Below are 24,792 nucleotides of genomic sequence, written 5' to 3' on the forward strand. Positions count from 1 at the left end.
AAGACCATGCGCGAGACCGGCGCGGACATGAAGGTGAAATACAAGGAGACGGCGCGCGGCGGACTGGCCGTCAACGTGATCGAGTGCTGAGGGGGCGTTCGTTCCACGACTGCTAGCCTGTCGTCCGTCCGGTCAGGCGGGAGGCGGCGGTGACCTCTGGCGTCGCGGCGTTGTGGTCGCACCGCACCTCGCTGCGCATCCTCGTCCGGCGCGACCTCGCCGTGAAGTACCAGCAGTCCGTGCTCGGGTACCTCTGGTCGCTGATCGAGCCCCTCGGCATGGGGGCGATCTACTGGTTCGTCTTCGGCGTCCTCTACTCCCGCGACACCAACCGCCACCTCGGTGACGCGGCCGACTCGTACCCGCTGTTCCTGCTCACCGGGATCTTCGCCTGGATGTGGACCAGTTCGGCGCTGAGCGAGGCGACCAACGCGCTGACCGGCCAGGCCCGGCTGATCACGACAATGAACCTGCCCCGGCAGGTCTTCCCGATCGGCCGGGTCACCGGCCGCTTCGCCGAGTACGCCGCCGGCCTGCCGATCCTGCTGGCCATCGCCGTCGGCTACGCCGCGTACGGCCGGATCGAGCTGGGCTGGTCGCTGCTGGCCCTGCCGCTCGCGGTGGCGGTGCAGGCTGTCCTGCTGGTCGGGCTGGCGCTGCTGCTCTCGGCGGTCAACGTGCTGATGCGCGACGTCGAGCGCTTCATGCGGCTGGTCATCCGGGTGCTCTTCTACGCCACCCCGATCATCTATCCGCTGAGCCTCGTGCGGGACGCCGACCTGCCGGGCTGGCTGAAGGTCGCCTACGAGCTGAACCCGCTGGTCGGAATCTTCCAGCTGCACCACGCGGTCTGGTATCCGGACGAGTTCCCGGACACCCGGCTGCTGGCCACCACCGTCGGTGTCAGCCTGCTGGTGCTGGCCGCCGGCTGGTGGTCGTTCCGCCGGCTCGAACCCGCCGTGCTCAAGGAACTGTAGAGATGACCGACCCGATCATCGAGGCGGAGGGGCTCGGCATCCGGTTCGTCCGCAACCGGCGGCGGCAGTTGCGGCTGCGGGAGCTGTTCATCCACCGGGGGCGGCGTGCTGCGGCCGACGGCCGGTTCTGGCCGTTGCGGGACGTGTCGTTCTCGGTCCGGGCCGGGGAGACCGTCGGCGTGATCGGCCGCAACGGCTCCGGCAAGAGCACCCTGCTGCGGCTGATCGCCGGCGTGCTCATCCCCGACGAGGGCCGGATCCGGGTGGGCGGGGACGTCGCGCCGCTGCTGGAGCTCTCGGCCGGGTTCTCCAACGACCTGACCGGGCGGGAGAACCTCTACCTGGTCGGCGGCCTGCACGGGCTCTCGTCGGGCTACCTGCGGCGACACTTCGACGACATCGTCTCGTTCGCGGGCGAGCAGGTGGAGCGGGCCGTCGACACGTCGGTGCGGCACTACTCGTCCGGCATGAAGGTCCGGCTCGGCTTCGCCATCATCTCGCACCTGCCGCACCCGATCCTGCTCATGGACGAGGTGACCGCGGTCGGGGACGAGGAGTTCCGCAAGAAGTGTTATGCGACGATCGACCGTCTGCTCGGGGAGGGGCGCACTCTGGTGCTGGTGTCACACAACGAAAAGGACCTGACCCGGTTCTGCCGTCGGGGGTTGTACCTCGACGGGGGCCGGGTGGGCGTCGACGGCACGATCGCCGAGGCGCTGCACGCGTACCACGTCGCGGTTCCGCGGTGACGCTCGCGATCGTGCTCGCCGCCGACGCCCCGGCCGCGAGCCTGCCGACCCGCTCGGGCGAACGCCTCGCCGACCGGCTGGCCGACCAGCTCCGGCGCGCCGGGGCGGACGAGGTGCGCCACGCCGCCGACCTGGGCGAGCTGGCCGCCCTCGTCGACGCGGCCACGCACCCGGTGCTCGTCACCGGCGCCGACCTAGTCGCGCACACCGCCGTACTGCGGCACCTGGCCACCAGCCCCGTCGGGCCGACGGTCGCCCTGGTGCTCACCGACCCGCCCGGCGACGGCCACACGGCCGTGCGCGAGGAGCGCGGCCAGGTGGTCGGGGCCGGACCGCCGGAGGCGCTGGACGGCGGGGCCACCGGCGTGTTCGGCGGGGCGCTGCGGGTCGGCGTCGGCGACCTGCCGTCGCTCGCCGCCGCCGCACGCGCGGCCGCCGCCGCGCCGCCGGTCGCCGGGCCCACCGTGGACCGGCTCTTCGCCGGCCTCGCCGGGCGCGGCGTGCTGACCTTCGCCCAGCGCGTACGCCTGCTCGTGGCGCACCGGGTGGGCGACCCGGCGGGGCTGGCCGCCGCGGAGGCGGCCGTGGCCGCCGTCGACGAGGACCGGGCCGAGCTGAAGCTCTCGGTGAAGGAGCGGGACGACTTCTTCACCACCTTCTTCGTCAGCACCTGGTCGCCGTACGTGACGAAGGCGTCGGCGAAGCTCGGGCTCGGCCCGACCGCCGTCACGATGGTCTCGGTGGCCTTCGCGGTGGCCGCCGCCGTGCTCTTCGGCACCGGCGGCCGGCTGGCGCTGGTCGCCGGGGCGGTGCTGCTCTACCTCGGCTTCGTGCTGGACTGCGTGGACGGCCAGGTCGCCCGCTACACCCGGCACTTCAGCGCCTGGGGCGGCTGGCTGGACACGATGGCCGACCGGGCGAAGGAGTACGTGGTCTACGCCGGCCTCGGCTACGGGGCCACCCAGACCGGTTTCCGGTACGGCTGGGCGCTGGCGATCGCCGCGATCACCCTGCAGACCGTCCGGCACATGACGGACACCTGGTACGGCGTGCTGCACGACGAGGCGGCCCGCCGGCCGAAGGCGGTCGGCACCTCCGGCGGCGGCATCGGCGACAAGCTGAACGCCGCCTCCAACCGGGTGCAGGCCGACACGGGTTCGGTGTCGTACTGGCTGAAGCGCACGGTGGTCTTCCCGATCGGGGAGCGGTGGGCGCTGATCGCGATCACCGTGGCACTGTTCGGCCCGCTGGTCAGCCTCTACGCGGTGCTGGCCTGGGGGGTGCTGGCCTTCGCGTACACCGGGGCGCTGCGCACGCTGCGGGCCCGCTGGATGCGGGTGCCGGTGCTGGACACGGTCGACGCCACCCTGCACCGCGACGACGGGCCGCTGGGCCGGCTCCTGCCGGTGCTCCGGCCGGTGGGGCCGCTGACGCTGGCGGTCGTCGCGGCGTTGGGCCCGGCGGCGCTGCTGGTGGCGGCGTTGCTGACCCGCGACGGGTCGGAGGGGCTGCGGTGGGCGGTGCCGGTCGCGCTGCTGGTGCTGCTGGCCGCCGGGCTGGGCGCCGGCGCGGCGCACGCCGGGCCGCTGGACTGGCTGGTGCCGGCCGCGCTGCGGGCGGGGGAGTACCTCTTCGCCATCGCGGTGGGGGTGGTCGGCGACGTGCCGCCGTGGCTGATCTTCGGGTACGTCTTCGTGCTGACCCTGCACCACTACGACCTGACCGCGCGGCTGGAGAAGCGGCAGTCCGCCCCGCCGCTGCACGGCGGCACGCTGGGCTGGGAGGGCCGGTCGGTGCTGCTGGCCCTGGCGGCGATAGCCGGTTTTGCGGGTATCGGGATGGCTACACTCAGTACGTACCTTCTCGTGGTTTTCGTGGGGAGTGTCGCCCTCGCCTGGGTCGTCCTGCCCGCCCGCGCCGCGCGGGCGTCGGTGGGCCTGGTCGGCGCGGGAGGTCGCTCGCCGGGCTGACGACAGGGGCCGGCCGATGACACTGATCAGCTTCGTCGTGCCGGCCTACCGGGTGCAGGGCTACCTGCGCGAATGCCTGGACTCGATCCTCGGGCAGCCCGTCGCCGACATCGAGGTGATCGGTGTCGACGACTGCTCGCCGGACGACAGCGGCGAGATCCTCACCGAGTACGCGGCCCGCGACCCGCGGATGCACGCCGTCCGGCTGACGGAGAACGTCGGGCTCGGTCCGGCCCGCAACATCGGGCTGGACCGGGCCGCCGGGGAGTACGTCTGGTTCGTCGACGGCGACGACTGGCTCGCCCCCGAGTGCCTCACGGAGGTGGTCGGGCGCCTCCGCGCCACCCGCCCCGACGTGCTCCTGGTCGACCACGTCCGGACGCACTGGAACGACACCACCAGCCGCAGCGCGATGGCGGAGGTGTTCCCGGAGCCGCCCGGCGAGGAGACCTTCCGGCTGCGGGAGCGGCCCGAGACGCTCCGGCTGCTGCACACCGCGTGGAACCGGGTGGTCCGCCGGCGGTTCCTGCTCGACGAGGGGCTGCGCTTCGCCCCCGGCTGGTACGAGGACGTCTCGTTCAGCTACCCGGTGCTGATGGCCGCCGAGCGGATCGGCGTGCTGGACCGGGTCTGCGTCAACTACCGGCAGCGCCGCACCGGGGCGATCACCCGGACCAGGGGCGAGCGGCACTTCGAGGTCTTCGACCAGTGGCACCGGGTGTTCCGGCTGATGGACGCCTGGGGACCGGCGGTCGACGACCTGCGCCCCGCGCTGTTCGAGCGGATGATCTGGCACTACCTGAGCGTGCTCGGCAACGGGGAACGGATCGACCCCGGGCTGCGGCCGGCCTTCTTCGCCCAGATCACCGCCGACCACGCGCGCTGGCTGCCCCCCGGCGGCTATCCGGCGCCGGCCGGCGCGGAGGGGCTCAAGCACCGGCTGGTGGCCGCCGGCCGGTGGCGTACCTTCAGCGCGCTGCGCACCGCCTACCGCGCGCGGGACGTCGCCCGGCGTACCGCGCGGAGCGCGAAGCGGCGGGTCGCGCCCCCGGCCCGGCACGCGGCGCGGCTGGCCCGGGACGCCCTGCTGCGCGAGTACTACCGGGCCGAGCTGCGCCGGCCGGTCGACCCGATGCTGGCCGTCTACGCGGCCTACTGGTACCGCGGGTACTCGGACAACCCGGCGGCCGTCTTCGAGGCGGCCCGGCGGCTGGCGCCGGAGATCCGCGGGGTGTGGATCGTCCGGCGCGACCGCGTGCACACCGTGCCCGAGGGCGTCGCGTACGTGGTCGCCGGGACGCCCGCGTACTACCGGGCGCTGGCCCGGGCGCGCTGGTTGGTCAACAACGTCAACTTCCCGGACTTCGTCCGCAAGCGGCGGGGCACGGTGCACGTCCAGACCCACCACGGCACGCCGGTGAAGGTGATGGGGCTCGACCAGCAGCGGTACCCGGTCGGCGCGGTCGGGATGGACTTCGCCGGGCTGCTGCGCCGGGTGGACCGCTGGGACTACAGCGTCAGCGCGAACAGCTTCTCCAGCCAGATGTGGGAGCGCGCGTACCCGGCCGCGTACACGACGTTGGAGGTCGGCTACCCGCGCAACGACCGGCTGGTCACCGCGACCACCGAGGAGGTGCTCCGGCTGCGTGCCGGGTTCGGCCTCGGGCCCGGCGAACAGGTCGTCCTGTACGCCCCGACGCACCGGGAGCACCTGCCCGGCTACCGGCCGCCGTTCGACCCGGAGCGGCTGCTCGACGTGCTCGGCCCGGCCGGCCGGCTGCTGATCCGCAGCCACTACTTCCACGACCGGGACCGACGCGCCCGGCGCCCCGCGGACCGGGACCGGGTACGCGACGTGAGCGGCCATCCGCACGTGGAGGACCTCTACCTCGTCGCGGACGTGCTGATCACGGACTACTCCTCGGCGATGTTCGACTACGCCGTGCTCGACCGGCCGATCGTCCTCTACGCCCCCGACTGGGAGGCGTACCGGCTGGCCCGCGGCGTCTACTTCGACGTGACCGCGGAGCCGCCGGGCGCGGTGGCCACCAGCTTCGCCGACCTGCTCGACCTGTTCCGCGCCGGCGGGGTCGACTCGGCGGCGGCGCGCACGGCCCGGCAGCGGTTCCGGGCCCGGTTCTGCGCGCTCGACGACGGCCACGCCGCCGAGCGGGTGGTCCGTCGGGTCTTCCTCGGCGAGCCGGCCACGGCCGGCAGGTCGGCGCGGGGAGCCGGCGCGCTGGCCCCGGCGGCGCCGACGGGAGGCGGAGCCCGCTGACGGTGTGCTCGTCCCGCCGGGTGGGCGTCACAGGGCCGTCACAAGCCGAACATGGCACGTTTACCCGATGTGCGAACCGCATGATCCTCGTCACAGTCATTCGGGGTTCGGCCGACGAGGTGGGGGGAGGGCACGGTGACAACCGTCGCGCTCAAGGACGTCACGAAGGTGTTCAGGGACGGCACCCTCGCCGTCGACAGCGTCAATCTCGACGTCGACGACGGCGAGTTCATGGTGCTGCTCGGCCCGTCGGGCTGTGGCAAGTCCACGGTGCTGCGGATGGTGGCGGGGCTGGAGGACCCGACGTCGGGCGCGGTGATGCTCGACGGCGAGCTGGCCAACGACCTGCCGCCGCGCGACCGGAAGATCGCCATGGTCTTCCAGGACTTCGCGCTCTACCCGCACATGACCGTCGGCGACAACATCGCCTTCCCGCTCAAGCTGGCCGGGTTGGAGCCCGAACCGCGTGGCGAGCGGGTCACCGACGTGGCCAGCGCGCTCGGCATCGGCGACGTGCTCGGCCGCAAGCCCAGCCAGCTCTCCGGCGGGCAGCGCCAGCGGGTCGCGATGGGCCGGGCGATCGTGCGCCGCCCGGGCCTGTTCCTGATGGACGAGCCGCTGTCGAACCTCGACAGCGGGCTCCGGGCCGAGCTGCGCGCGGAGATCTCCGGCCTGACCCGGGAGCTGGGCGTCACCACCATCTACGTCACCCACGACCAGGCCGAGGCGCTGACCATGGCCGACCGGGTCGCCATCATGCGCAAGGGCGTGCTCCAGGACGTCGGCACCCCCACCCAGGTGTACGGCCGGCCGGCCACCCTCTACGTGGCCGCGTTCCTCGGTAGCCCGCGGATGAACCTGCTGGAGGCCTCGGTCTACGTCCACCTCGACCGCTACGTCACCCTCACCCTCGGCGACCAGGCGCTGCACCTGCCGTGGGACGACATCCGCAGCCGGGCGGTCGCGCACTACCACGGTGAGCGGATCGTGGTCGGGATGCGGGCCGAGGCGCTCACCCCGGTCGCGCCGGACACCCAGGGCGCCGTGCTGCACGGCCGCATCCGCTACCTGGAGCACCACGGGCACGAGTCGCTCGCCTTCCTCGACATCGGGGCCACCGCGATCGTGGTGGACGAGATGGGCACCCGGGCCGAGGCGCCCACCGGCCAGCGCGGGCTGCGCCGCTTCGGGCAGGTGATGCAGCGGCTCACCGGGCGCGCCGCCGAGGAGAAGGCCGCCCCGGTGGCCGCCACCCGCACCAGCGTGCTCAACGACCCGGGCCGGCACCACCGGCGCCCCGCCGAGCTCGCGGTCCGGCTCGCGCCGTACCCGGGGATCGCCGCCGGTCACCCCCTGGCCGTCTCCGTACGCATGGACGCGCTGCACTTCTTCGACGAGCGCGGCGACCGGATCGACGTGGGCTGGCGCTGACGGGGTAGTCCTTGCCGAGAAAGTTACCGGCTAGTAACGTCGGGCCATGACCATCGACTCGCGCCAGGTGGCGGCCGGCATGCTGGAGGCTGTGCCGTTCGCCCGCACGCTCGGCATCGAATTCGTCGAAGTGGCCCCCGAGGCGGAGGGCGGGGTACGGGTGACCGTCCGGCTGCCCGACTCGCCGGCCACCCACAACCACGTCGGCGGCCCGCACGCCGGGGCCATGTTCACCCTCGGTGAGACCGCCTCCGGCGCGGTCGTGCTGGCCGCGTTCGGGCACCTGCTCGACCGGGCCACGCCGCTGGCGGTGCGGGCCGAGATCGCGTACCGGAAGCTGGCCATGGGCGCCGTCCGGGCCACCGCGCGCCTCGACCGGCCGGTCGCCGAGGTGGTCGCGGAACTGGAGTCCGGCCGCCGGCCGGAGTTCCCCGTCCAGGTGGAGATCGCCACCGAGGAGGGCAAGCCGACCGGCGGGATGACAGTGGTCTGGACGCTGCGCCCGAACTGAGCCGGGCGGCAAGCGGACCGAAAGCGGTTTGCGGGCACGGAGGTCTGGATAGATTCGTACCGTGTTGGGCCTGCCTGCTCACGTGACCGCCTGTCTCTTCGATCTGGACGGTGTGCTGACGCAGACCGCCCGGGTGCACAACGCCGCCTGGACCGAGACGTTCGACGGCTTCCTGCGCCGCCACGCCGCCACCACGGGCGGGGAGTTCCGTCCGTTCGACCCCGGGCCGGACTACAACCGTTACGTCGACGGCCGGCCGCGCGCCGACGGGGTGCGCACCTTCCTCGCCTCCCGGGGCATCGTGCTGCCCGAGGGCTCGCCCGACGACCCGCCGGACGCCGACACCGTCAACGGGGTCGGCAACAGCAAGAACGTGCTGCTGCTGGATCGGCTGCGCACCCACGGCGTGGACGTCTACCCCGGCTCCGTCGCGTACCTGGAGGCGGCCACCGCCGCCGGCCTGCGCCGGGCGGTCGTCACGGCCAGCGCGAACGGCCGGGAGGTGGTCGCCGCCGCCGGGCTGGAACCGCTGCTGGAGGCGCGGGTGGACGGGATCGTCGCCCGCGCCGAGGGGCTGCGCGGCAAGCCCGAGCCGGACACGTTCCTGGCCGGCGCGAGACTGCTCGGGGTCGAACCGCGCGACGCCGCCGTCTTCGAGGACGCCCTCGCCGGGGTCGCCGCCGGCCGCGCTGGCGGATTCGGGTACGTGATCGGGGTGGACCGGGTCGGTCAGGCCGCCGAGCTGCTGGCCCACGGCGCCGATGTCGTGGTCACCGACCTCGCCGACCTGCTCGACCCCGGGCGACCCACGTGATCCGGGAACGGGCCTATCCGGTCGAGCCGTGGCACGTCCGGGAGACCCGGCTGGACATGGACGTCCTGGCCCAGTCCGAGTCGGTCTTCGCCCTCTCCAACGGGCACGTCGGGCTGCGTGGCAACCTCGACGAGGGGGAGCCGCACGGCCTGCCCGGCACGTACCTCAACTCCTTCTACGAGCTGCGCCCGCTGCCGTACGCCGAGGCCGGCTTCGGGTTCCCCGAGTCCGGCCAGACGGTCGTCAACGTGACCAACGGCAAGCTGATCCGGCTGCTGGTCGACGACGAGCCGCTCGACGTCCGCTACGGCGAACTGCTCGCCCACGAACGGGTCCTCGACCTGCGCGCCGGCACCCTGCACCGGGAGCTGCACTGGCGCTCCCCGGCCGGGCGCGAGATCAAGGTCCGCAGCACCCGGCTCGTCTCGTTCACCCAGCGCGCCGTCGCCGCCATCGACTACGAGGTCGAGGCGGTGGACGGCCCGCTGCGGCTGATCCTCCAGTCGGAACTGGTGGCGAACGAGGCGCTGCCCGCGCAGAGCAAGGACCCGCGGGTCGCGGCCGTGCTGGAGTCGCCGTTGCAGGCCGAGGAGGAACTCACCACCGCCGACGGCGGGCTGCTGATCCACCGGACCAAGGTCTCCGGGCTGCGGGTGGCCGCCGCCATGGAACACGAGGTCTACGCCCCGGGGCGCACGACCAGCCAGTCCGAGGGGTACGAGGACTGGGTGCGTACCACGATCGGGTGCGTGCTCCGGCCCGGCGAGACGCTGCGCGTGGTCAAGTACCTCGCGTACGGCTGGTCGAGCCGCCGGTCGCTGCCGGCGATGCGCGACCAGGTCGAGGCCGCCCTGACGGGGGCACGGCTCGACGGCTGGGACGGGCTCCGCCGCGAGCAGCGCGAATACCTCGACGAGTTCTGGGACGCCGCCGACGTGGTGGTGGAGGGCGACCCGGAGATCCAGCAGGCCGTCCGGTTCGGCATGTTCCACGTCCTCCAGGCCGGCTCCCGGGCGGAGCGGCGGCCCATCGCCGCGAAGGGCCTGACCGGCCCGGGGTACGACGGGCACGCGTTCTGGGACACGGAGATGTTCGTCCTGCCGGTGCTCACCTACACGCAGCCGGCCGCCGTGCGGGACGCGCTGCACTGGCGGCACGGCACCCTGGCCGCCGCGCAGGAGCGGGCCCGGACGCTCAACCTGGAGGGCGCGGCGTTCCCCTGGCGCACCATCGAGGGGCCGGAGTCGTCGGGGTACTGGCCGGCCGGCACCGCGGCCTTCCACATCGCCGCCGGCGTCGCCGACGCGCTGCGGCGCTACGTCCAGGTCACCCAGGACACCGAACTGGAACGCGAGATCGGGCTGGAACTGCTGGTGGAGACCGCCCGGCTGTGGCGGTCGCTGGGCCACCACGACCGGCACGGCCAGTTCCACATCGACGGGGTCACCGGCCCCGACGAGTACACGGCGGTGAAGAACGACAACATCTACACCAACCTGATGGCGCAGCGGAACCTGATCAGCGCGGCCGACGCGGTGATGCGCTACCGGGACGAGGCGTTCCACCTCGGCGTCACCGACGAGGAGGCGGCGGCCTGGCGGGACGCGGCGGCGTCCATGCACATCCCGTACGACGAGGAGATCGACGTCCACGAGCAGGTGGAGGGATTCACCCGGCTCCAGGAGTGGGACTTCGCGCACACGCCGCCGGAGAAGTACCCGCTGCTGCTGCACTACCCGTACTTCGACCTCTACCGCAAGCAGGTCGTCAAGCAGGCGGACCTGGTCCTGGCCATGCACTGGCGCGGCGACGCCTTCACGCCGGAGCAGAAGCTGCGCAACTTCCTCTACTACGAGCGGCGTACGGTGCGCGACTCCTCGCTGTCGGCGTGCACCCAGTCGGTGCTGGCCGCCGAGGTGGGCCACCCCGAACTGGCGCACGTCTACCTGCGCGAGGCCGCGCTGATGGACCTGCACGACCTCAACGAGAACACCCGCGACGGCGTGCACATGGCCTCGCTCGCCGGCGCGTGGATCGCCCTGGTGGCCGGGTTCGGCGGGCTCCGCGACCACGACGGCAACCTCTCCTTCGCGCCACGGCTGTCCAGCCGGCTGGAACGGCTGGAGTTCTCGCTGCAGTGGCGCGGGATGCGGCTGCGGGTCGACGTCCGGCCGGACCAGACCACGTACGCGCTGCGTCACGGCGACCCGGGCGACATGCTGGAGTTGCGGCACCACGGTGAGCCGGTCCGGGTCACCTGCGGGGAGCCCGTGACGATGCCGATCCCCACGGCGGAGGTGTCGGGCCCGGCCCCGGAGCAGGCCCCCGGCCGGGCTCCCCTGCTCCGCCTGCCGGAGAACGAGCCGTGACCGACCGCCGGCCCGCCGTCGACGACGGCGGGCCGGCGGCGTAGGGCCCTGTCACGGACGGCCGGCGGTGCCGGTCGGCGTGGCCCACGCGGTGCCGGTCGGCATGGCCTGCGCGGTGCCGGTCGGCGTGCCCCGCGCGGTGTCGGTCGGCCTGGTGGTGCCGGTCGGCGTGGCCCGCGCGGTGCCGGTCGGCCCGGTGGGGTCGGTCGGCGTGGCCCGCACTGTGACCGGCGGCCCGGTTGGGGTCGGTCGGCGTGGCCCGCAGTGTGACCGGCGGCCGGCGGCGTCGGTCAGAGCGGCCTGCCCTGTGACGGGCGGTCCGCCGCGTCGCGGGGCGCCATCGCCCGCGGGTCGTCGGCCGTGCGCGCCTGGGCGGCGTCGTCCGCCCAGTCCCGGCCGCGTTCGGTGTCCTGTTCCCGCCGGTCCCGGTCGGTGGTCTGCTGCCGGGTCTCTCGCTGCTGCTGCGCCATGGCGATCCTCGCGATCCGTCGGGGCGCGGTTGCGCCGGTACGGTCTGCGGTCACCCGCCGCCTACCCGGGGCCCTCCGGCGACAAACGCCGGGGGCGTCGGGGCGGCTTGCCGGGGTCGGGGACGGGTATGCGGCCGGAACGGGGGACGACCGAGGACGTACGGAGGCGAGATGGACGTGCGCAGTAGTGCGGTGGCGATCCCGGCGGGGGACGCCGAACTCCCGGCCGACCTGCTGGTCCCGGCGGATCCGGCCGGCGTGGTGCTCTTCGCGCACGGCAGCGGCAGCTCCCGGCACAGCCCGCGCAACACGGCCGTGGCGCACGTGCTCAACCGCAGCGCCCTCGGCACCGTGCTGGTCGACCTGCTGACGCCGGCCGAGGACCAGGTGGATGCCCGGACGGCCGAGCTGCGCTTCGACATCCCCCTGCTCGCCCGTCGGCTCGCCGCGATCGTGGACTGGCTGGCGGCGGAGCGACCCCTCGGCGCGGTGCCGATCGGGCTGTTCGGGGCCAGCACCGGGGCCGCCGCCGCCCTGGTGGCGGCCGCGGCCCGACCGGACCTCGTCGGCGCGGTCGTCTCCCGGGGCGGCCGTCCCGACCTGGCCGGCGCCGCACTCGACCAGGTACGCGCGCCCACGCTGCTGCTGGTCGGTGGCCTGGACGAGCAGGTGATCATGCTCAACGAGCAGGCGCAGGAGGCGCTGCCGGACACGGCCGAGCTGACGATCATCCCGGGGGCGACCCACCTCTTCGAGGAGCCCGGCACCCTGGAACAGGTGGCCCACAGCGCCGCCGACTGGTTCACCACCCACCTCCCCACCCCCCACTGAGGCCACCCACCTCCCCACCCGCCCGCCCCACGTGCGTTGATCATGAGGTTTGCGGCGAAGTGGATCTCCATTACCGCCGCAAACCTCATGATCACCGGGGTGAACCGGGGCCGGGGTGGGACGGGGTGGGCCGGGGGTCAGGCGGGGGTTGGTGGCGGGGGTGCGGGTGTCTGGCGCTGGCGGTGTTGCTGGATGGTGTCGATGACCCGCCAGACGACGGCGGTGATCGGCACCGAGACGAAGGCCCCGGCGATGCCGGCGATCAGGGTGCCGGCGGTCACCGCCACCAGGATCACCGCCGGGTGCAGGCGTACCTGACGCTTCATGATCAGCGGCTCCAGCAGGTTGCCCTCGACCTGCTGGACGGTGATCACGGCGGCGAGGACGAGCAGCGCGGTCACGGGCCCCTTCGCCGCGAGCGCGACAAGCACCGCCACGGCGCCGGCCACGGTCGCCCCGATGATCGGGATGAAGCCGCCGAAGAAGGTGATGAGCGCGAGCGGAAAGGCCAGCGGTACCCGGAGCACCACGAGCGCCAGACCGATGCCGATCGCGTCGATCGTGGCGATCATCATCGTGCCCCGGCTGTACGCGCCGAGCGTCCGCCAACCCACCCGGCCCGCCTCGGCGGTGACCTCCCGGTTCGGCCCGGTCGTCCGGGACAGCGTCCAGCGCCACATGGACCTGCCGTCCTTGAGCAGGAAGAACAGCAGGACGAGCGCGAGCAGCGCCGAACCGAGCACCTCCGCGGCCGTCCTGGCGCCGGAGACCGGGTCGACCGAGCCCTGCCCGAGCCCCTGGCGGGCCTGGTCGAGCAGCTGGTCGAGCTGTCGGTCGCTGACCGGCAGCGTCGAGGTCACGAAGTCCCGGGTCCGTTGCAGGCCCTGCACCAGCTCCTGGCTCAGCTCGCTGAACTGGTTGGCGGTGAGGCTCCACACCAGCGCGCCGACGCCGAACAGCAGGCCGAGCAGCAGCAGTACGGTGAGCAGGGCGGCCAGTGCGGCGGGCAGGTGGAGCCGGCGCAGCGCGAGCTGCACCGGGTCGAGCAGCGCGGCGAGGAAGATGGTGACGGCCAGCGCGATGGCCAGCGGCGCGAGCAGCACCGCGATCTTCCCCAGCAGGTACAGGCCGGCGACGATCACCACCAGGCAGGCGCTCCACGTCACGGCCGAGCGGACCAGCCACGGGAGCGCGGCCCAGGTCTGGCGGGAGCCCGCGCCCCGGCCCGTCGTTCCCTCGGGCGTACGCCCGGCATCGTCTGCGACCACGTCGGCCCTCCTCGATCTCCGGCGAGTCGGTACCCGGCCGGCGTCCCTCCGACACCCGCGTCCCCTTTCACGCTAGATGGGCGGCCGAGGCGTCGGGGACGACCGGTCGTTTCCCGAGCGCCCTCCGGCGGCTTCTCCGTCGCGTTTGCGCCCCTGGACCCAGGGAAGGCAGAGATCGGACCCGCATTCGAGGAGGACCCCGATGAGCGACTTCATGGACAAGGCCAAGGACTTCGCCGACAAGCACGACAAGCAGGTCGACCAGGGCCTGGAGAAGGGCGGCGACATGGCCGACAAGCGCACGGGCGGCAAGTACGACGAGCAGATCGACAAGGGCGTAGACCAGGCCCAGGCGCGCACCGGCGAGGGCGACGAGGTCCGCTGAACCCTTCGTGGCGTCCCGGGTCGCCCCGCACGGGTGGCCCGGGATGTCGCTTCCTGACGGATCGACGCGTACCGCTAGCCAAGGATCGACCACTCTCGCTACTATCCGCAGTCGGAACATGACTCAACGTGGAGTCGTCCCCGACCGGACCGGTGCCCTCCCCTTGGGGCGCCGTGACGAGAGGAAGTCATCCGGTGACCGAGGCCCCCGAGACGACCGTCCCCCACCGCTATCCGTTCAGCGACCCCGACCGGCTCAATCTCGACCCGCGCTACGCCCGGCTGCGCCGGGACGAACCGCTCACCCGGATCCGGATGCCGTTCGGCGAGCCGGCCTGGCTCGCCACCCGGCACGCCGACGTCCGGACCGTGCTCGGCGACCCGCGGTTCAGCCGGGCCGCCTCGGTGGACCGGGACGAGCCCCGCAACTCGCCACGGCAGCAGGAGGGCGGGATCCTGTCGATGGACCCGCCGGAGCACACCCGGCTGCGTCGGCTGGTGGCGAAGGCGTTCACCGCCCGGCGGGTGGAGGAGTTGCGGCCCCGGACCAGTGAGGTGGCCCACGAGCTGGTGGACGGCATGCTCGCCGCCGGTCCGCCGGCCGACCTGGTGGAGCACCTGGCCACCCCGCTGCCGATCCGGGTCATCTGTGACCTGCTCGGCGTTCCCGTGGCCGACCAGGACCGCTTCCACACCTGGTCCGAGGCGATCGTGTCGACCACGTCGCTGAGCCCGGAGCAGGCCCAGGAGTACATCGACAGCCTCTTCGCGTACATGGGCGAGCTGATCGCGCGGCGGCGCGAGCAACCCACCGACGACCTGCTCGGCGCGATGGTCCGGGCCCGCGACGCCGACGACCGGCTCGCCGAGGACGAGGTCGTACGCCTGGCCGCCGGACTGCTCGCCGCCGGGCACGAGACGACGGTGACCCAGATCCCCAACTTCGTGTACGCCCTGCTCACCCACCCGGACGAGTGGGCCCGGCTGCGATCGCGGCCCGACCTCGTGCCGGCGGCCGTCGAGGAGCTGATGCGGTTCGTGCCGCTCGGCGCGTCCTCGGCCTTCGCCCGCTACGCGTTGGAGGACGTCGAGCTCGGCGGCGTGCTGGTACGGGCCGGCGAGCCGGTGGTGGTGTCGATCTCGTCGGCCAACCGGGACGAGACGGTGTTCGCCGACGCGGACCGGCTCGACGTGACCCGACAGGCCAACCCCCACCTCGGCTTCGGGCACGGGGCGCACCACTGCGTCGGCGCGCAGCTCGCCCGGATGGAGCTGCAGGTCGTCCTGGAGACGCTGATCGCCCGCACGCCCGACCTGAGGCTGGCCGTGCCGGAATCCGAGCTGACCTGGAAGAGCGGCCTGCTGGTCCGGGGGCTGGTGGCCATGCCGGTGAGTTGGTGAACCGATGAGTGCGACGAACGAGCAGTGGCGGGTACACGTGGACCCGACCCGGTGCATCGGGTCGGGGATCTGCGCGGGCACCGCGCCGGGGCACTTCGTGCTGGTGGACGGGTTGGCCCGCCCGCTGGCCGAGCGGGTGGCGCCGGACGACGCGTTGGTGGACGCCGCGGACTCCTGCCCGATGGAGGCGGTCATCGTGTCCGAGGCGGACGGCCTGCACCGGATCGCGCCGGAGCCCTGAGCAGCCCCAGCGGCCAGCGACCGAGCCCTGAGCCGGCCCGGCGGCCAGAGGCCGGAGACGTGGGCCGGCCCGGCGGTCAGCGGCCGGAGACCTGCGGCCGGCCGGCGGGACGACGGTGGCCACGCCCCGGGCCGGGCGTGGCCACCATGAGCGGTTGCGGTCAGCGCTGGTTCTGGCCCAGCTCCGCAGTTGACGTGGTGCGGCCGCTCAGCGCGTCCCGCATCCGGTCCACCAGACCGGCGCCGGGGTTGAGCAGCCGGTTCGCCGGCGGCCGGTCGGGCGCGGCCGGGTGCGGTCGGGTCGGGGCGGTCTTCTTGGCCGCCTCCACCTTCCCGGCCAGCTCGACCATCTCCTCGGCGGCGACCGCGGCGCGCAGGCGGGGGAAGAGGTCCGACTCCTCGTCCTTGACGTGGTGCCGGATCGTGCTCGTCAGGTGCGCCAGCAGCTCGTCGAAGCGCGGGTCGGACGGGTCGACCGACTCCAGCTCCTTCATGGTCCGCTCGGCGTCGGCGTGCTCGGAGATCTCGTGCTCGGCGATCTGGTCGCCGTCCGGCAGCGCCTTGCGGGCGGTCGGATAGACGTGCATCTCCTCGGCGACGGCGTGCCGGACCAACTCGGCGATCACCACGTCGGCCAGCTGCCGGCGGTGCTCGGGGGTGCCCTGCCGGCTCTCCAACTGCACGAAGAGTGCCTCGACCTCACGGTGGTCGGCGGTCAGGACGTCCACCACGTCCTGACTCCTGGTGTCCTGTGGGTTGGTCATGTCTGCCCCTTACCGGTTGCGGAACGGTCGGCTGTGGGCCAGGTACCCGGGAACCGTCGACCGAACCCACCGGCCATCGATGCGTCGCCGACCCGGATCACGGGCTCGCCGTCGCCGGCCTTCGCCACCGTCTCGCCGGCCCCGCCCAGGCAGGGCGCCTGTCACGCGAAAGGGCCGAGGGCCGGCCCTCGCGGAAGGGCCGGCCCTCGTCGGGGTCGGATCAGGACGAGTAGCCGCGCTCGGCGATCCAGTTGGCGACCTTCTCCAGGGTCATCCAGTACTCGCCCTCGGGGGCGGCCGGGTCGGCGATCCGGATCAGGTCACCGCCGTCCCGGTAGCCCACCAGGGTCAGGTAGTGCCCGCCCTCGTACGAGTGCGGGTTGCCGACGGTGTCGACGGCGGTGCCCTTGATGTTGGCCACCACCGGCCGGCCCTTGTCCAGGGCCGCGACGACGTCGGACCGCAGCCGGTCGACCTGCTCCGGCTTGGCCACCGGATCCGGGATCTCGGTGGTCCGGTACCCGCCGCCGGTCAGCTCGTTGAGCACGCGGGTGATGTCCAGGGCCGAGTCGGTGCCGGCCTCGGTGGTGCCCAGCTTCTTCGCGACCTCGTCCTGGGTGAGCGCCCTGCCCAGCGCCGACAGGGCGATCCGGGTCGCGGCCGGGCCGCAGTAGTAGAAGTTGGGCTGCGCCTGGTACTCGATGCGCACGGTGCGCTCGGCACGCCGGTCGGCGCGGCCGTCCTTGGCGGCGCGGTCGCCCGTGTGCACCGCACCGACCGGGGTGGTCGCGGCCGGCGCCGCCTGGGCGGTCACCGCCGGGCCCGCGAGGCATCCGCCGGCCACCAGCAGGCCGGCGACGGAGAGGCCGCTCTTCTGGACGATCGGATTCATGGTCGGGCTCCAATCGGGGGTCGACGCCTCCGGGGGGACCGGGGCGCACAGCACCGGGAAAGGCGCTCGGCTCGGGGAATTCGACGGCCCGGAGCGGTCGGCCCACGGGCGTACTCAGGGATGCAACGGCCCTGCTCCGGCGGGCATTCCGGCCCTCGACCGGGGCGTACCGGCCGCACGTCGAGGTTCAACCGGGCCACGGGCGGCAGGATTCCGGCGTACGGGAGCCCCGCGTCACACCCCCGCCGGGGTCGCCGCGCCGGTGTGTCGCGCGGGACGGGACGGACCGGTCAGGCGTACGTGGGCGGCACGCGACGGGACGAACCGGTCATCCGGTCACAGGCTGCCCAGCAGGCGGGTCACCGCGATCTCGATGACCACCCGGTCGGGATTGGGGCGGGGCATCCGGTAGCGCTCGGCGTACCGGCGCTCGGCCTCGGCGACGGCCGTCCGGTCGGAGCGCACGACGGCCCGCCCCTCGATGGTGAGCCAGCGTCGCCCGTCGACATGGCAGACGGCCACCGGGGCGCCCCCGGGACCGGCGGCGGCGACGTGCCGCGCCTTGCGGGACGCGCCGCCGGTGATCACGCGGGCCAGGCCGGTCGACGCGTCGAAGGTGACCCCCACCGGGACGACGTGCGGGGTGCCGTCCGGGCGCAGGGTGGTCAACGTGGCCAAATGCCGTTCCCGGCAGAACGCCACGACCCGCTCGTCGTGGGGTGCCAACCGGTGGTCACCGGCCATGTCCGTCCCCCGTCTCGCGCGCGGCACCGATCATGGCACGCGGCGGTGCGCCCGGTCGGGGGCGGACGGCGCGTCGGGTGCCCCGGGCAGCGGTGGCTTCGCGGCGCGGCGCTGCCGGACCAGCCGGCCGAGGTAGAGCAGCGCGCCGGTCAGCACCGCCATGTCGTCCAGGTAGATGGGGTCGGGAATCAGGTCGATCGGCAGGACGGTGTAGAGCAGCGCGCCGTAGAAGGTGAGCTTGCCGTTCAGCCCGAGCGTGCCGAGCAGGCGGCGGGTGCGGATCACGCGGACGGCCAGCACCACCGCGCCGGCCAGCGTGGCGACCGCCACGACGCCGACGAGAACCCACGCCTCCCTGGACATGCCGTCACGCTAGCCCAGCGGGACCGGTTCCGCCCGGCTCTGCCGGTCAGTACGCGGGGACCGCCGCCCGGCCCCGGGCCACCGCCGGCACCTCGCGGCCGGTCACCGCCGGGAACTCCCGGGTCTGCTCCGCCACCCCGGCGCCCTCGACCAGCGGCAGCAGCGACTGCGACTCCTCGGGGCGGCGGTTGACCGCGGCGAACGCCTCGTCCCGCAGGCTGCGCGCCGCCTCGGCGGCGGTCTCCGCGGCCCGCCACGCGGCCTGCTCCCGCTCCCGGGCCGCCCGCTGCCGGGCGAGCAGGTTGTCCCGTACCGCCCGGCGCAGCACCAGCTCCTGCTCGACCGGGTGCAGCCGGGGGTCCCAGCCGTCGCGGTGCGCGAAGACGTCGCTGAGCTGCTCCACCGACAGCTCCTTGCGCCAGTACGCGTCGAGGGCGGCCCGGTGCAGGAAGCGCTCGCGCTCGGCGTACTCGGCGGGCGTCCGGACGGTACGCGGAAGGGGCATCGCCTCGGCGACCGCCAGCCGGCGGACGTCCGCCTCGGCGGCCTCGTACGCCTGCCAGGCCGCCTCGACCTCCTCCTGCGCGGACAGCCACTCGGCCCGCAGCCGGGCGGCGGTGGTGGCGGCCCGTTCCGCGGCGACCGAGACCTCACCGGCGTACCGGGAACGTTCGCGCGCCTCCTCGGCCCGTTCCAGCTCGCTCGGCATCGCGGCGCGCCGGATGCGGGAGCCGGCGTCGAAGCGGAACCGGCCGGGACGCAGCAGCAGACCGGCCACGGTGACGGCGACGACGCCGAGCAGGCTCAGCCAGATCACGGCGGCCCGGGGCACGTCGAGCAGGACGGAGGAGAACACGTTTTCCATGGTCAGCACCTCGCGGTCGATCGAGGGAATCGACAGGGTCTGTGCCCGGCGTACGGGCGGGTGGGCATCGTGGGCGCGCGTGCGGGGCGTACCGCGGCGGTGGCCGCTCCGGCGACGGACGGCGACGGCCCGACGGGTGAACGCCGGTGACGTGTGGCCGGAGCAGGGGGGGCCGGGGCGGACGGACGCCGCGTGACGGCGGTCCGTCGCGGCCGGCGACCCCGGATGCGGAGCCGGTGGCCGACGGTCAGGCGGCGGGCGGACCGCGCCGGGCGGGGACGCCCCGGCCGGGGTCGCGGGCGGGGCCGTCCTGGCGGGCGACCGCCACGGCGGAGGTGTCGGCCGGAGTGTCGTCGCGCCGGACCGCCGGCGGGGCGGCGAAGCCGTCGACCTGCTCGGCCGTCGGCTCGCGGCGCGACAGCGGTGGGGTGAGCCGGGCGCCCGCGACGGTCGGAGCGGCGGCGGTGACGGCGGCCGGAACGGTGACGGCGGCCGGTGCGCCGGCGGACGGTGCCGGGGCGGCGGACGCGCCCCCGAGGCCCACGGCGAGCACCAGCGCGGCGATCGCCAGCCGGGTCAGCTCACGCAGGGAGCGCAGCGTCACCGACCAGAACGGGTCGAGGGACGCTACGTGAGGCACCCGTCCAACCTATCGTCCGGGCCCGGCTCCCGCAGCGCGCCGACGACCCGGGATCGGGTGACCGCCGCCACGATGTCCGAAAAGGATCGTCGGGCGGGTGCGACCGCGCCCGCCGGGACCGATGCCGCACGTGCGACGGCCCACCCGGTGGTACGCCCGCCGGGTGGGCCGTCGTCGTGCTGGTCGCGTCAGCTGTCGGTGCCGAGCACGGGCGGAGCGGCGGCGGCGCCGTCCCCCCAGACCATGTCGTCCTCCGTCAGCCAGGTCAGCCGGCCGTCGGTGTCGTCGTCGTTGGCGCCCTGAACGCCGCCCAGGACGCCGGGGCGGTTCGCCCCGCCACGAGCGCCGCCTGCACGCCCCGTCCCGCTGACCGCCCGGTCGCCGGCGGCGCCCTGTCGTGCCCCGTTGTCGAAGCGCCGGCCCATCCCGGTCGCGGACCGGTTGTCCGCCACCGGGGTGCCGCCGGCGGACCGGACCGCCGTGGCCGGTGCGTTACCGCTCGCCGCGAGGGCTCCGGTGCCGAGCACGCCGCCCTGGGGGCCGAACTGGAGGCCCGCCCCGGTGCCGGCCGAGGCCGTCGAGGTGCCGCCCAGTCCGACGGGGCCCGTCGTGGGGGCCGTGCCGGTCAGCACCGTGGCACCGGCGAGGGAGGTGCCGGGCGTGACGCCGCCGGGCGCGCCGTCGACCGTGCCGCCGATGCCGCCGCCGCCCGGGTGTCCGCCGCCGACGGCGCCCGGGACGAGCGTCCCGGTTCCGCCGCCGCCCGGTCCGGAACTCGGCCGGTCGGGGGCCGCGACGGTGGCGCCGCCCGGCTGCCCGGCGAGGCCGGAGGTCTTCGGCGCGGCCGTCGGCGTGCCGGCGCTCGGGCCGCTGCGCGGGGTCGTCGAGGAATCGCGGCTGGTCGTGCCGGGCGTGTCCGGGTGCGGTGGCGGCGGCGAAACGAGCCGGCCGTAGGCGGAGAGGTCGTAGCCGGCGGCCAGCTCGGCCACCACGTTGACCATGCGCTGGTGCGCCTTCTCCTGCTCGGCCTTGTCCTGTTGGTGACCCAGCAGTCCGCCGACCACGATGCCCGGCACGCCGAACACGGCGCCCTTGGCCGCGCCGGAGAGCGCCTGGTCGTGGTCATCGGTCTCGGCCGGGCTCTCCGCCTGCTCGCGGGCGGTGCGCAGCTCGCCGGCCATCAGGGTCAGGCCCCGGCTCACGTCCGCCATGCCCTCGCCGAGCTTGTCGGCGTAGTCGGTGACGAGCGTCAACCGCCGCTGGAACTCCTGCGAGGCCGAGCCCGTCCAGGTGTTGGCGAGTTTGTCGAGGTCGCCGCTGAGCTCGCGGGACAGCCCGTCGAGCATGCCCTTGAGCGCCGTCCACTGCGCGGCGACGCCGTCGATCTGGCCGGGCTGGCCGGCCATCACGCCGTCGTAGAGCTGCTGGTGGCTGACGTGCTGGTAGCGCTGGGTGTACTCAGACACGCGGATCCTCCTTCCGCTTCAACGCGTCGTCCACCCCGTTGAGCGCGGCGGCGATGTCGGCGGAGTTGGCCGCGTTGCGCTCCTCGGCGGTGCGGTAGTTGGCCAGGATCGTCGCGGTGGCGCTCTGCGCCGCCTTCACCGCCGCACGCAGCCGGTCGACCTGGTCCACGTAGGACTGGTGGATGTCGGAGTAGCGGCGGGAGTTCTCGGTGGCGTCGGCGAACGAGCCCAGCGCCGGGGGCCGGCACTGCATCTCGGTGCTCAGCTTCCGCAACGCCTTCTCCGCCTCGGTCAGCCGGTGGGCCAACTTCTGGTGGAAGTCTTCCAGGGACAGCAGGTCGACTGTCGTGCGCCCGGTCATGGCAGCATCCCCGTACGTCATCGTCGATAACCGTTGGCAGGGCTCAGGTTAGTCGACGGGTGCGACTCGGGCGACCCGCCACCGGTGTCGATCCACCGGGTGGGTGCTCAGCCGTCCGTCTCCGGGCTCGGCGAGGACGTGCCGGACGGGGCCGGCGACCCGGAATCGGGCTCGTCGGAGGGCGTCGCCGACGCGCCGGACTTCTCCGGAGTGGGGCTGGCCGTCGGCTTCGCCGGGGCGACCGCCGGGGCCGACACCGCGGGCCCGGGCGCGAAGTGGGCGAGCGCGTCGTCGCGCGAGAGCGTCGGCCCCGTGGGCACCAGGGCCAGCAGCGACGCGGGTACGGCCAGCGGGGTGACCCCCTCGTAGCCCAGCGCCGCCATGGCGCCGACGCCGAGCGGGTAGCGGACGCCCTGGGCGCTGATCAGATGCACGGTCGCGCCGGGGGCGGCCGTGCCGCTCTCGCCGGAGCCGGGCGTGGCCTGCACGAGCACGCCCTTGCCGCCGGGCAGCAGCACGCCCTCGGCGGTACGCACGCCGTCGCGCGCGCTCTGCCGCACGGGCACCCCGCCGGGCGCGGCCAGCTCCGCCGGCACGCGGTCGAAGACCTCCAGCGTGGTGGTGGGCGGCCCGCCGTCGGCGCCCGCCCGGTAGGTCGCGCAGACCGCCGTCCGGCCCGCGGTGACCGGGTGCAGCGCGGGCAGGGCCTGCGGCATCCCGGCCTCCTCCGCCCGCTGGTCGGTCAGCAGCTTGCCGGCCTGCGCCGGGGTGATGTCGGTGACCTGACCGCCGTCGCGCAGCAGCAGCAGCGCGCTGATCTCGCCGATCGCGGAGAGGCCCTCCCGGGTGAGCACGTAATGCTGGCCGGCCGCCCGGAAGACCTGACCGACCTTGGCCGGGCGCTCGGTGAGGGTGCTGGCCTCGTCCTCGCCGGCGATCGCCGGCTTGCGCAGGACCGGCCCGGCGGGCACGGCGTTGAGCAACTGCTGCCCCACGGGCAGGCGGGGCGCGTTGGCCATCCGCAGCGCGGCGAGCGCGGAGTCGCCGCCCGTCACCTGCAACCGCGTGTCGCCGGTGAGCAGGTGCCGCTGGCCGTCGGCCTCCACCAGCACGGCCCGGTCGCCGAGCGGCGCGCCACCGGGCAGCGGTCGGTCGATCACCACCCGGGTGCCGGAACGGCGGGGATCGGCCGGGTCCGGCACGTCGCAGACGGACCAGGGCAGGCCCGTCAACGACTTCCGGTCCGGCAGCGCGTCGGGGGCGCCGACGATGCCGACCGTACGGCCCCGGGGCCGGTCCCGGATCGACGCCTGGGACATCGTGCGCACCTGCGGGGCCGGCTCGTTGATGATCAGTCGGGCCGAGGCGTAGTTGAGGGTGGGGTGCAGCTGCCCGTCGACGAAGACGTACGTCGCCCCGGTCTCCCGCTCGATCACCAGGGTGTTCGGCTCCAGCGGCGCCGTGTTGCCGGTGAACTGCCCGTACGCGCCGACGCCACCGAGCACCACGGCCGCGGCGATGACGCTGCCGAAGACCGCCATGCCGAGCCGCCGCATCGGCAGGTTGCTGGTCTCCGGGTCGCCCGACAGCAGCGCCGAGACGATCCGGCGGGTGACGAAGCGGTACGCCTGCACCTGATCGCGGCGGGTCCGCATGACTTACCTCCGGCGGGGGGTGGGTCCGCGACGAGCAGGTCCGAGTCGGTGTCGCGGGCTTCCCTACGATAAGGGGCCGTCGACGGGTCACCGGGACCAGCGCCCGACCCGATCCGGCGGACGCTCCGCCGTCCAGAAAGGACTGTCAGCGATGACGCAGGTTCAGGCGCCACCCGGTCGTCCGGCACCGCAGCCGTCCGGCGTCGCCCAGCGGCCGGTCGTCCCGGCCGACCGGCGCGACCGTGGTCGGATCGGGCCCGTGGCCGTGGGGCAGCTCGTGGTGCTGGAACTCTGCGCCCTGGCCGTCTGGGCGGCGCTGGGCGGGCCGGTCTGGCTCGCCGCCGTCGTCGGGGTGCTGTCGCTGGCGGTGGTGGGCGCGGCCTTCGCCCGCCGGGGCGGCCGCTGGTGGTACGAGGACCTGCTGCTGCGTCGGCGGCTGCGGCGGCGCCGGGAGGCGGCCAGGAGCACCGTGGCGGCCGGTGGCGGGACCGACCCCAGGTTGGCGCCCCTGGCCCCGGAGCTGACTGTGACCGAACTCACGGACCGCGGCACCCGCCTCGGCATCGGGCAGGACGCGCAGGGCTGGTTCGCGGCGGTGGCGTTGCAGGGCCACGCCGGGGCTCCCGCCGGTTCGGTCGAGGCGTCGGTGATGGACCGGGCACTGCGGGTGCTCGCTGACTTCACCGGCCCGGTCACCCGCGCCCAGGTCGTCTCGCACACCCTGGTCTGGTACCCGGCACCGGGAGCGCCGCCCGCGGCCCACCGGACGGTCTGGCTGGCGCTGCGGCTCTCCGTACGGGACGCCCGCGTCGAGACCGTCAGCCGGGGCGGGGGCATGCCCGGCGTGCACCGCACGCTCTCCGCCGGCATCGGTCGGCTGGGCAAGGCGCTGACCGCGGCCGGGCTCGCCCACCGCCCCCTCAGCCGCGACGAGCTGCGCGCGGCGGTGGTCTCCGCGGCCGGGCTGGACCTGGCGCCGGCGCCGCCGGCGGAGACCTGGACGGGGCTGCGCGGCGGCGGCTGGACCCAGCGTTGCCTGGTCCTGCGGCCCCGGGCCGACGCGCCGTTCGGCCCGCTGGTGGACGCGGTGACGGCGACGTCCGCCCCCTCGCACACCCTGGCCGTCGCGGTGCTGCCGGGCGGGCGCGTCGCCCCGCCGATGCTGCGTGTGGCGGCGCTCGACGATCACGTGGAGGCGCTGGTCAAGGCGGTGCGCGAGGTGGCCCGCCGGTCCGGCGCCCCGGCCCGCCCGGTGGACGGCCAGCACGGTCCCGGCGTCTACGCCACCGCCCCGGTGGCCACCATCGTCACGACCCTGCACCCGACCGACTGAGAGCGGGGCCGAAAGA

At 74.4% G+C, this 24,792-nt stretch carries 23 protein-coding genes and 1 pseudogene; 13 read left to right on the forward strand and 11 right to left on the reverse strand.

Annotation, left to right across the window (positions count from 1 at the left end):
- Positions 1 to 149 precede the first annotated feature (149 nt).
- The 8 genes and pseudogenes from ACLQ22_RS00005 (at position 150) to ACLQ22_RS00040 (ending at position 11,099) form a co-directional block, all read left to right on the forward strand.
- Positions 150 to 977: an ABC transporter permease gene (locus ACLQ22_RS00005; protein WP_425690482.1), complete on the forward strand. Its 828-nt coding sequence runs from the start codon at positions 150 to 152 to the stop codon at positions 975 to 977.
- 143 nt (positions 978 to 1,120) lie between these two features.
- Positions 1,121 to 1,726, forward strand: a pseudogene (locus ACLQ22_RS00010) (ABC transporter ATP-binding protein); the annotation flags it as partial.
- Positions 1,723 to 3,696 carry a DUF5941 domain-containing protein gene (locus tag ACLQ22_RS00015; protein WP_425690483.1) on the forward strand — a complete coding sequence of 658 codons (1,974 nt, stop codon included), beginning with the start codon at positions 1,723 to 1,725 and terminating at the stop codon, positions 3,694 to 3,696. The pseudogene ACLQ22_RS00010 and the gene ACLQ22_RS00015, both read left to right, overlap by 4 nt.
- A gap of 16 nt (positions 3,697 to 3,712) precedes the next feature.
- Positions 3,713 to 5,974: a bifunctional glycosyltransferase/CDP-glycerol:glycerophosphate glycerophosphotransferase gene (locus tag ACLQ22_RS00020; RefSeq protein ID WP_425690484.1), complete on the forward strand. Its 2,262-nt coding sequence runs from the start codon at positions 3,713 to 3,715 to the stop codon at positions 5,972 to 5,974.
- 135 nt (positions 5,975 to 6,109) lie between these two features.
- On the forward strand, positions 6,110 to 7,405 hold the full coding sequence (locus tag ACLQ22_RS00025; protein ID WP_425690485.1) for an ABC transporter ATP-binding protein: 1,296 nt from the start codon (positions 6,110 to 6,112) through the stop codon (positions 7,403 to 7,405).
- A 46-nt stretch (positions 7,406 to 7,451) separates the two neighbouring features.
- Positions 7,452 to 7,916, forward strand: a complete 465-nt coding sequence (locus ACLQ22_RS00030) for a DUF4442 domain-containing protein (protein WP_366641094.1) — start codon at positions 7,452 to 7,454, stop codon at positions 7,914 to 7,916.
- A 61-nt stretch (positions 7,917 to 7,977) separates the two neighbouring features.
- Positions 7,978 to 8,730 (forward strand): HAD family hydrolase, encoded by a 753-nt coding sequence (locus tag ACLQ22_RS00035; RefSeq protein ID WP_425690486.1) that lies wholly within the window; start codon positions 7,978 to 7,980, stop codon positions 8,728 to 8,730.
- A complete protein-coding gene (locus ACLQ22_RS00040; protein WP_425690487.1) occupies positions 8,727 to 11,099 on the forward strand; it encodes a glycoside hydrolase family 65 protein in 2,373 nt (790 codons plus the stop codon). Before ACLQ22_RS00035 ends, ACLQ22_RS00040 begins: the two co-directional genes overlap by 4 nt.
- A 290-nt stretch (positions 11,100 to 11,389) precedes the next feature.
- On the opposite strand, the gene ACLQ22_RS00045 is transcribed toward ACLQ22_RS00040, so the two are convergent.
- A complete protein-coding gene (locus ACLQ22_RS00045) occupies positions 11,390 to 11,569 on the reverse strand; it encodes a hypothetical protein (protein WP_132231888.1) in 180 nt (59 codons plus the stop codon).
- A gap of 171 nt (positions 11,570 to 11,740) precedes the next feature.
- Here ACLQ22_RS00045 and ACLQ22_RS00050 point away from each other — a divergent pair, with 171 nt between their 5' ends.
- The gene (locus tag ACLQ22_RS00050) at positions 11,741 to 12,400 is read left to right on the forward strand and encodes a dienelactone hydrolase family protein (RefSeq protein WP_425690488.1); all 660 of its coding nucleotides are present in this window, start codon (positions 11,741 to 11,743) and stop codon (positions 12,398 to 12,400) included.
- A 137-nt stretch (positions 12,401 to 12,537) separates the two neighbouring features.
- On the opposite strand, the gene ACLQ22_RS00055 is transcribed toward ACLQ22_RS00050, so the two are convergent.
- Positions 12,538 to 13,668 carry an AI-2E family transporter gene (locus ACLQ22_RS00055; RefSeq protein WP_425690489.1) on the reverse strand — a complete coding sequence of 377 codons (1,131 nt, stop codon included), beginning with the start codon at positions 13,666 to 13,668 and terminating at the stop codon, positions 12,538 to 12,540.
- A gap of 202 nt (positions 13,669 to 13,870) precedes the next feature.
- On the opposite strand from ACLQ22_RS00055, the gene ACLQ22_RS00060 reads away from it, so the two are divergent.
- The 3 genes from ACLQ22_RS00060 to ACLQ22_RS00070 all read left to right on the forward strand — a co-directional run bounded on the left by ACLQ22_RS00060 (position 13,871) and on the right by ACLQ22_RS00070 (position 15,694).
- Positions 13,871 to 14,053, forward strand: a complete 183-nt coding sequence (locus ACLQ22_RS00060; RefSeq protein WP_425690490.1) for an antitoxin — start codon at positions 13,871 to 13,873, stop codon at positions 14,051 to 14,053.
- Between the two features lie 194 nt (positions 14,054 to 14,247).
- Positions 14,248 to 15,453: a cytochrome P450 gene (locus tag ACLQ22_RS00065; protein ID WP_425690491.1), complete on the forward strand. Its 1,206-nt coding sequence runs from the start codon at positions 14,248 to 14,250 to the stop codon at positions 15,451 to 15,453.
- Positions 15,454 to 15,457: 4 nt separating this feature from the next.
- A complete protein-coding gene (locus tag ACLQ22_RS00070; RefSeq protein WP_366641088.1) occupies positions 15,458 to 15,694 on the forward strand; it encodes a ferredoxin in 237 nt (78 codons plus the stop codon).
- A 160-nt stretch (positions 15,695 to 15,854) separates the two neighbouring features.
- Here ACLQ22_RS00070 and ACLQ22_RS00075 read toward each other — a convergent pair whose 3' ends face one another.
- The 9 genes from ACLQ22_RS00075 to eccB all read right to left on the reverse strand — a co-directional run bounded on the left by ACLQ22_RS00075 (position 15,855) and on the right by eccB (position 23,443).
- Positions 15,855 to 16,457, reverse strand: a complete 603-nt coding sequence (locus ACLQ22_RS00075) for a hemerythrin domain-containing protein (RefSeq protein WP_425690492.1) — start codon at positions 16,455 to 16,457, stop codon at positions 15,855 to 15,857.
- Positions 16,458 to 16,677: 220 nt separating this feature from the next.
- Entirely contained in the window at positions 16,678 to 17,349 is a 672-nt protein-coding gene (locus ACLQ22_RS00080) for a C39 family peptidase (RefSeq protein WP_425690493.1), read from the reverse strand.
- Between the two features lie 336 nt (positions 17,350 to 17,685).
- Positions 17,686 to 18,093, reverse strand: coding sequence for a pyridoxamine 5'-phosphate oxidase family protein (locus tag ACLQ22_RS00085; protein WP_425690494.1), 408 nt, complete (start codon positions 18,091 to 18,093; stop codon positions 17,686 to 17,688).
- A gap of 30 nt (positions 18,094 to 18,123) precedes the next feature.
- Positions 18,124 to 18,456 (reverse strand): DUF1232 domain-containing protein, encoded by a 333-nt coding sequence (locus tag ACLQ22_RS00090; protein ID WP_425690495.1) that lies wholly within the window; start codon positions 18,454 to 18,456, stop codon positions 18,124 to 18,126.
- Between the two features lie 46 nt (positions 18,457 to 18,502).
- On the reverse strand, positions 18,503 to 19,321 hold the full coding sequence (locus ACLQ22_RS00095) for a hypothetical protein (RefSeq protein WP_425690496.1): 819 nt from the start codon (positions 19,319 to 19,321) through the stop codon (positions 18,503 to 18,505).
- A 247-nt stretch (positions 19,322 to 19,568) separates the two neighbouring features.
- Positions 19,569 to 19,961, reverse strand: coding sequence for a hypothetical protein (locus ACLQ22_RS00100; RefSeq protein ID WP_425690497.1), 393 nt, complete (start codon positions 19,959 to 19,961; stop codon positions 19,569 to 19,571).
- 188 nt (positions 19,962 to 20,149) lie between these two features.
- Positions 20,150 to 21,427: a WXG100 family type VII secretion target gene (locus tag ACLQ22_RS00105; protein WP_425690498.1), complete on the reverse strand. Its 1,278-nt coding sequence runs from the start codon at positions 21,425 to 21,427 to the stop codon at positions 20,150 to 20,152.
- Entirely contained in the window at positions 21,420 to 21,788 is a 369-nt protein-coding gene (locus ACLQ22_RS00110; RefSeq protein ID WP_121396959.1) for a hypothetical protein, read from the reverse strand. The genes ACLQ22_RS00105 and ACLQ22_RS00110 overlap by 8 nt, the downstream gene beginning before the upstream one ends.
- 107 nt (positions 21,789 to 21,895) lie before the next feature.
- Positions 21,896 to 23,443, reverse strand: a complete 1,548-nt coding sequence (gene eccB, locus ACLQ22_RS00115) for a type VII secretion protein EccB (protein ID WP_425690499.1) — start codon at positions 23,441 to 23,443, stop codon at positions 21,896 to 21,898.
- A gap of 151 nt (positions 23,444 to 23,594) precedes the next feature.
- Between eccB and ACLQ22_RS00120 the strand changes: the two genes are divergently transcribed.
- Positions 23,595 to 24,776 carry a type VII secretion protein EccE gene (locus ACLQ22_RS00120; protein WP_425690500.1) on the forward strand — a complete coding sequence of 394 codons (1,182 nt, stop codon included), beginning with the start codon at positions 23,595 to 23,597 and terminating at the stop codon, positions 24,774 to 24,776.
- Positions 24,777 to 24,792: the final 16 nt, after the last annotated feature.

It is taken from the genome of Micromonospora sp. DT178 (assembly GCF_049841695.1).
In the GTDB taxonomy this organism is placed as follows: Bacteria; Actinomycetota; Actinomycetes; order Mycobacteriales; family Micromonosporaceae; genus Micromonospora.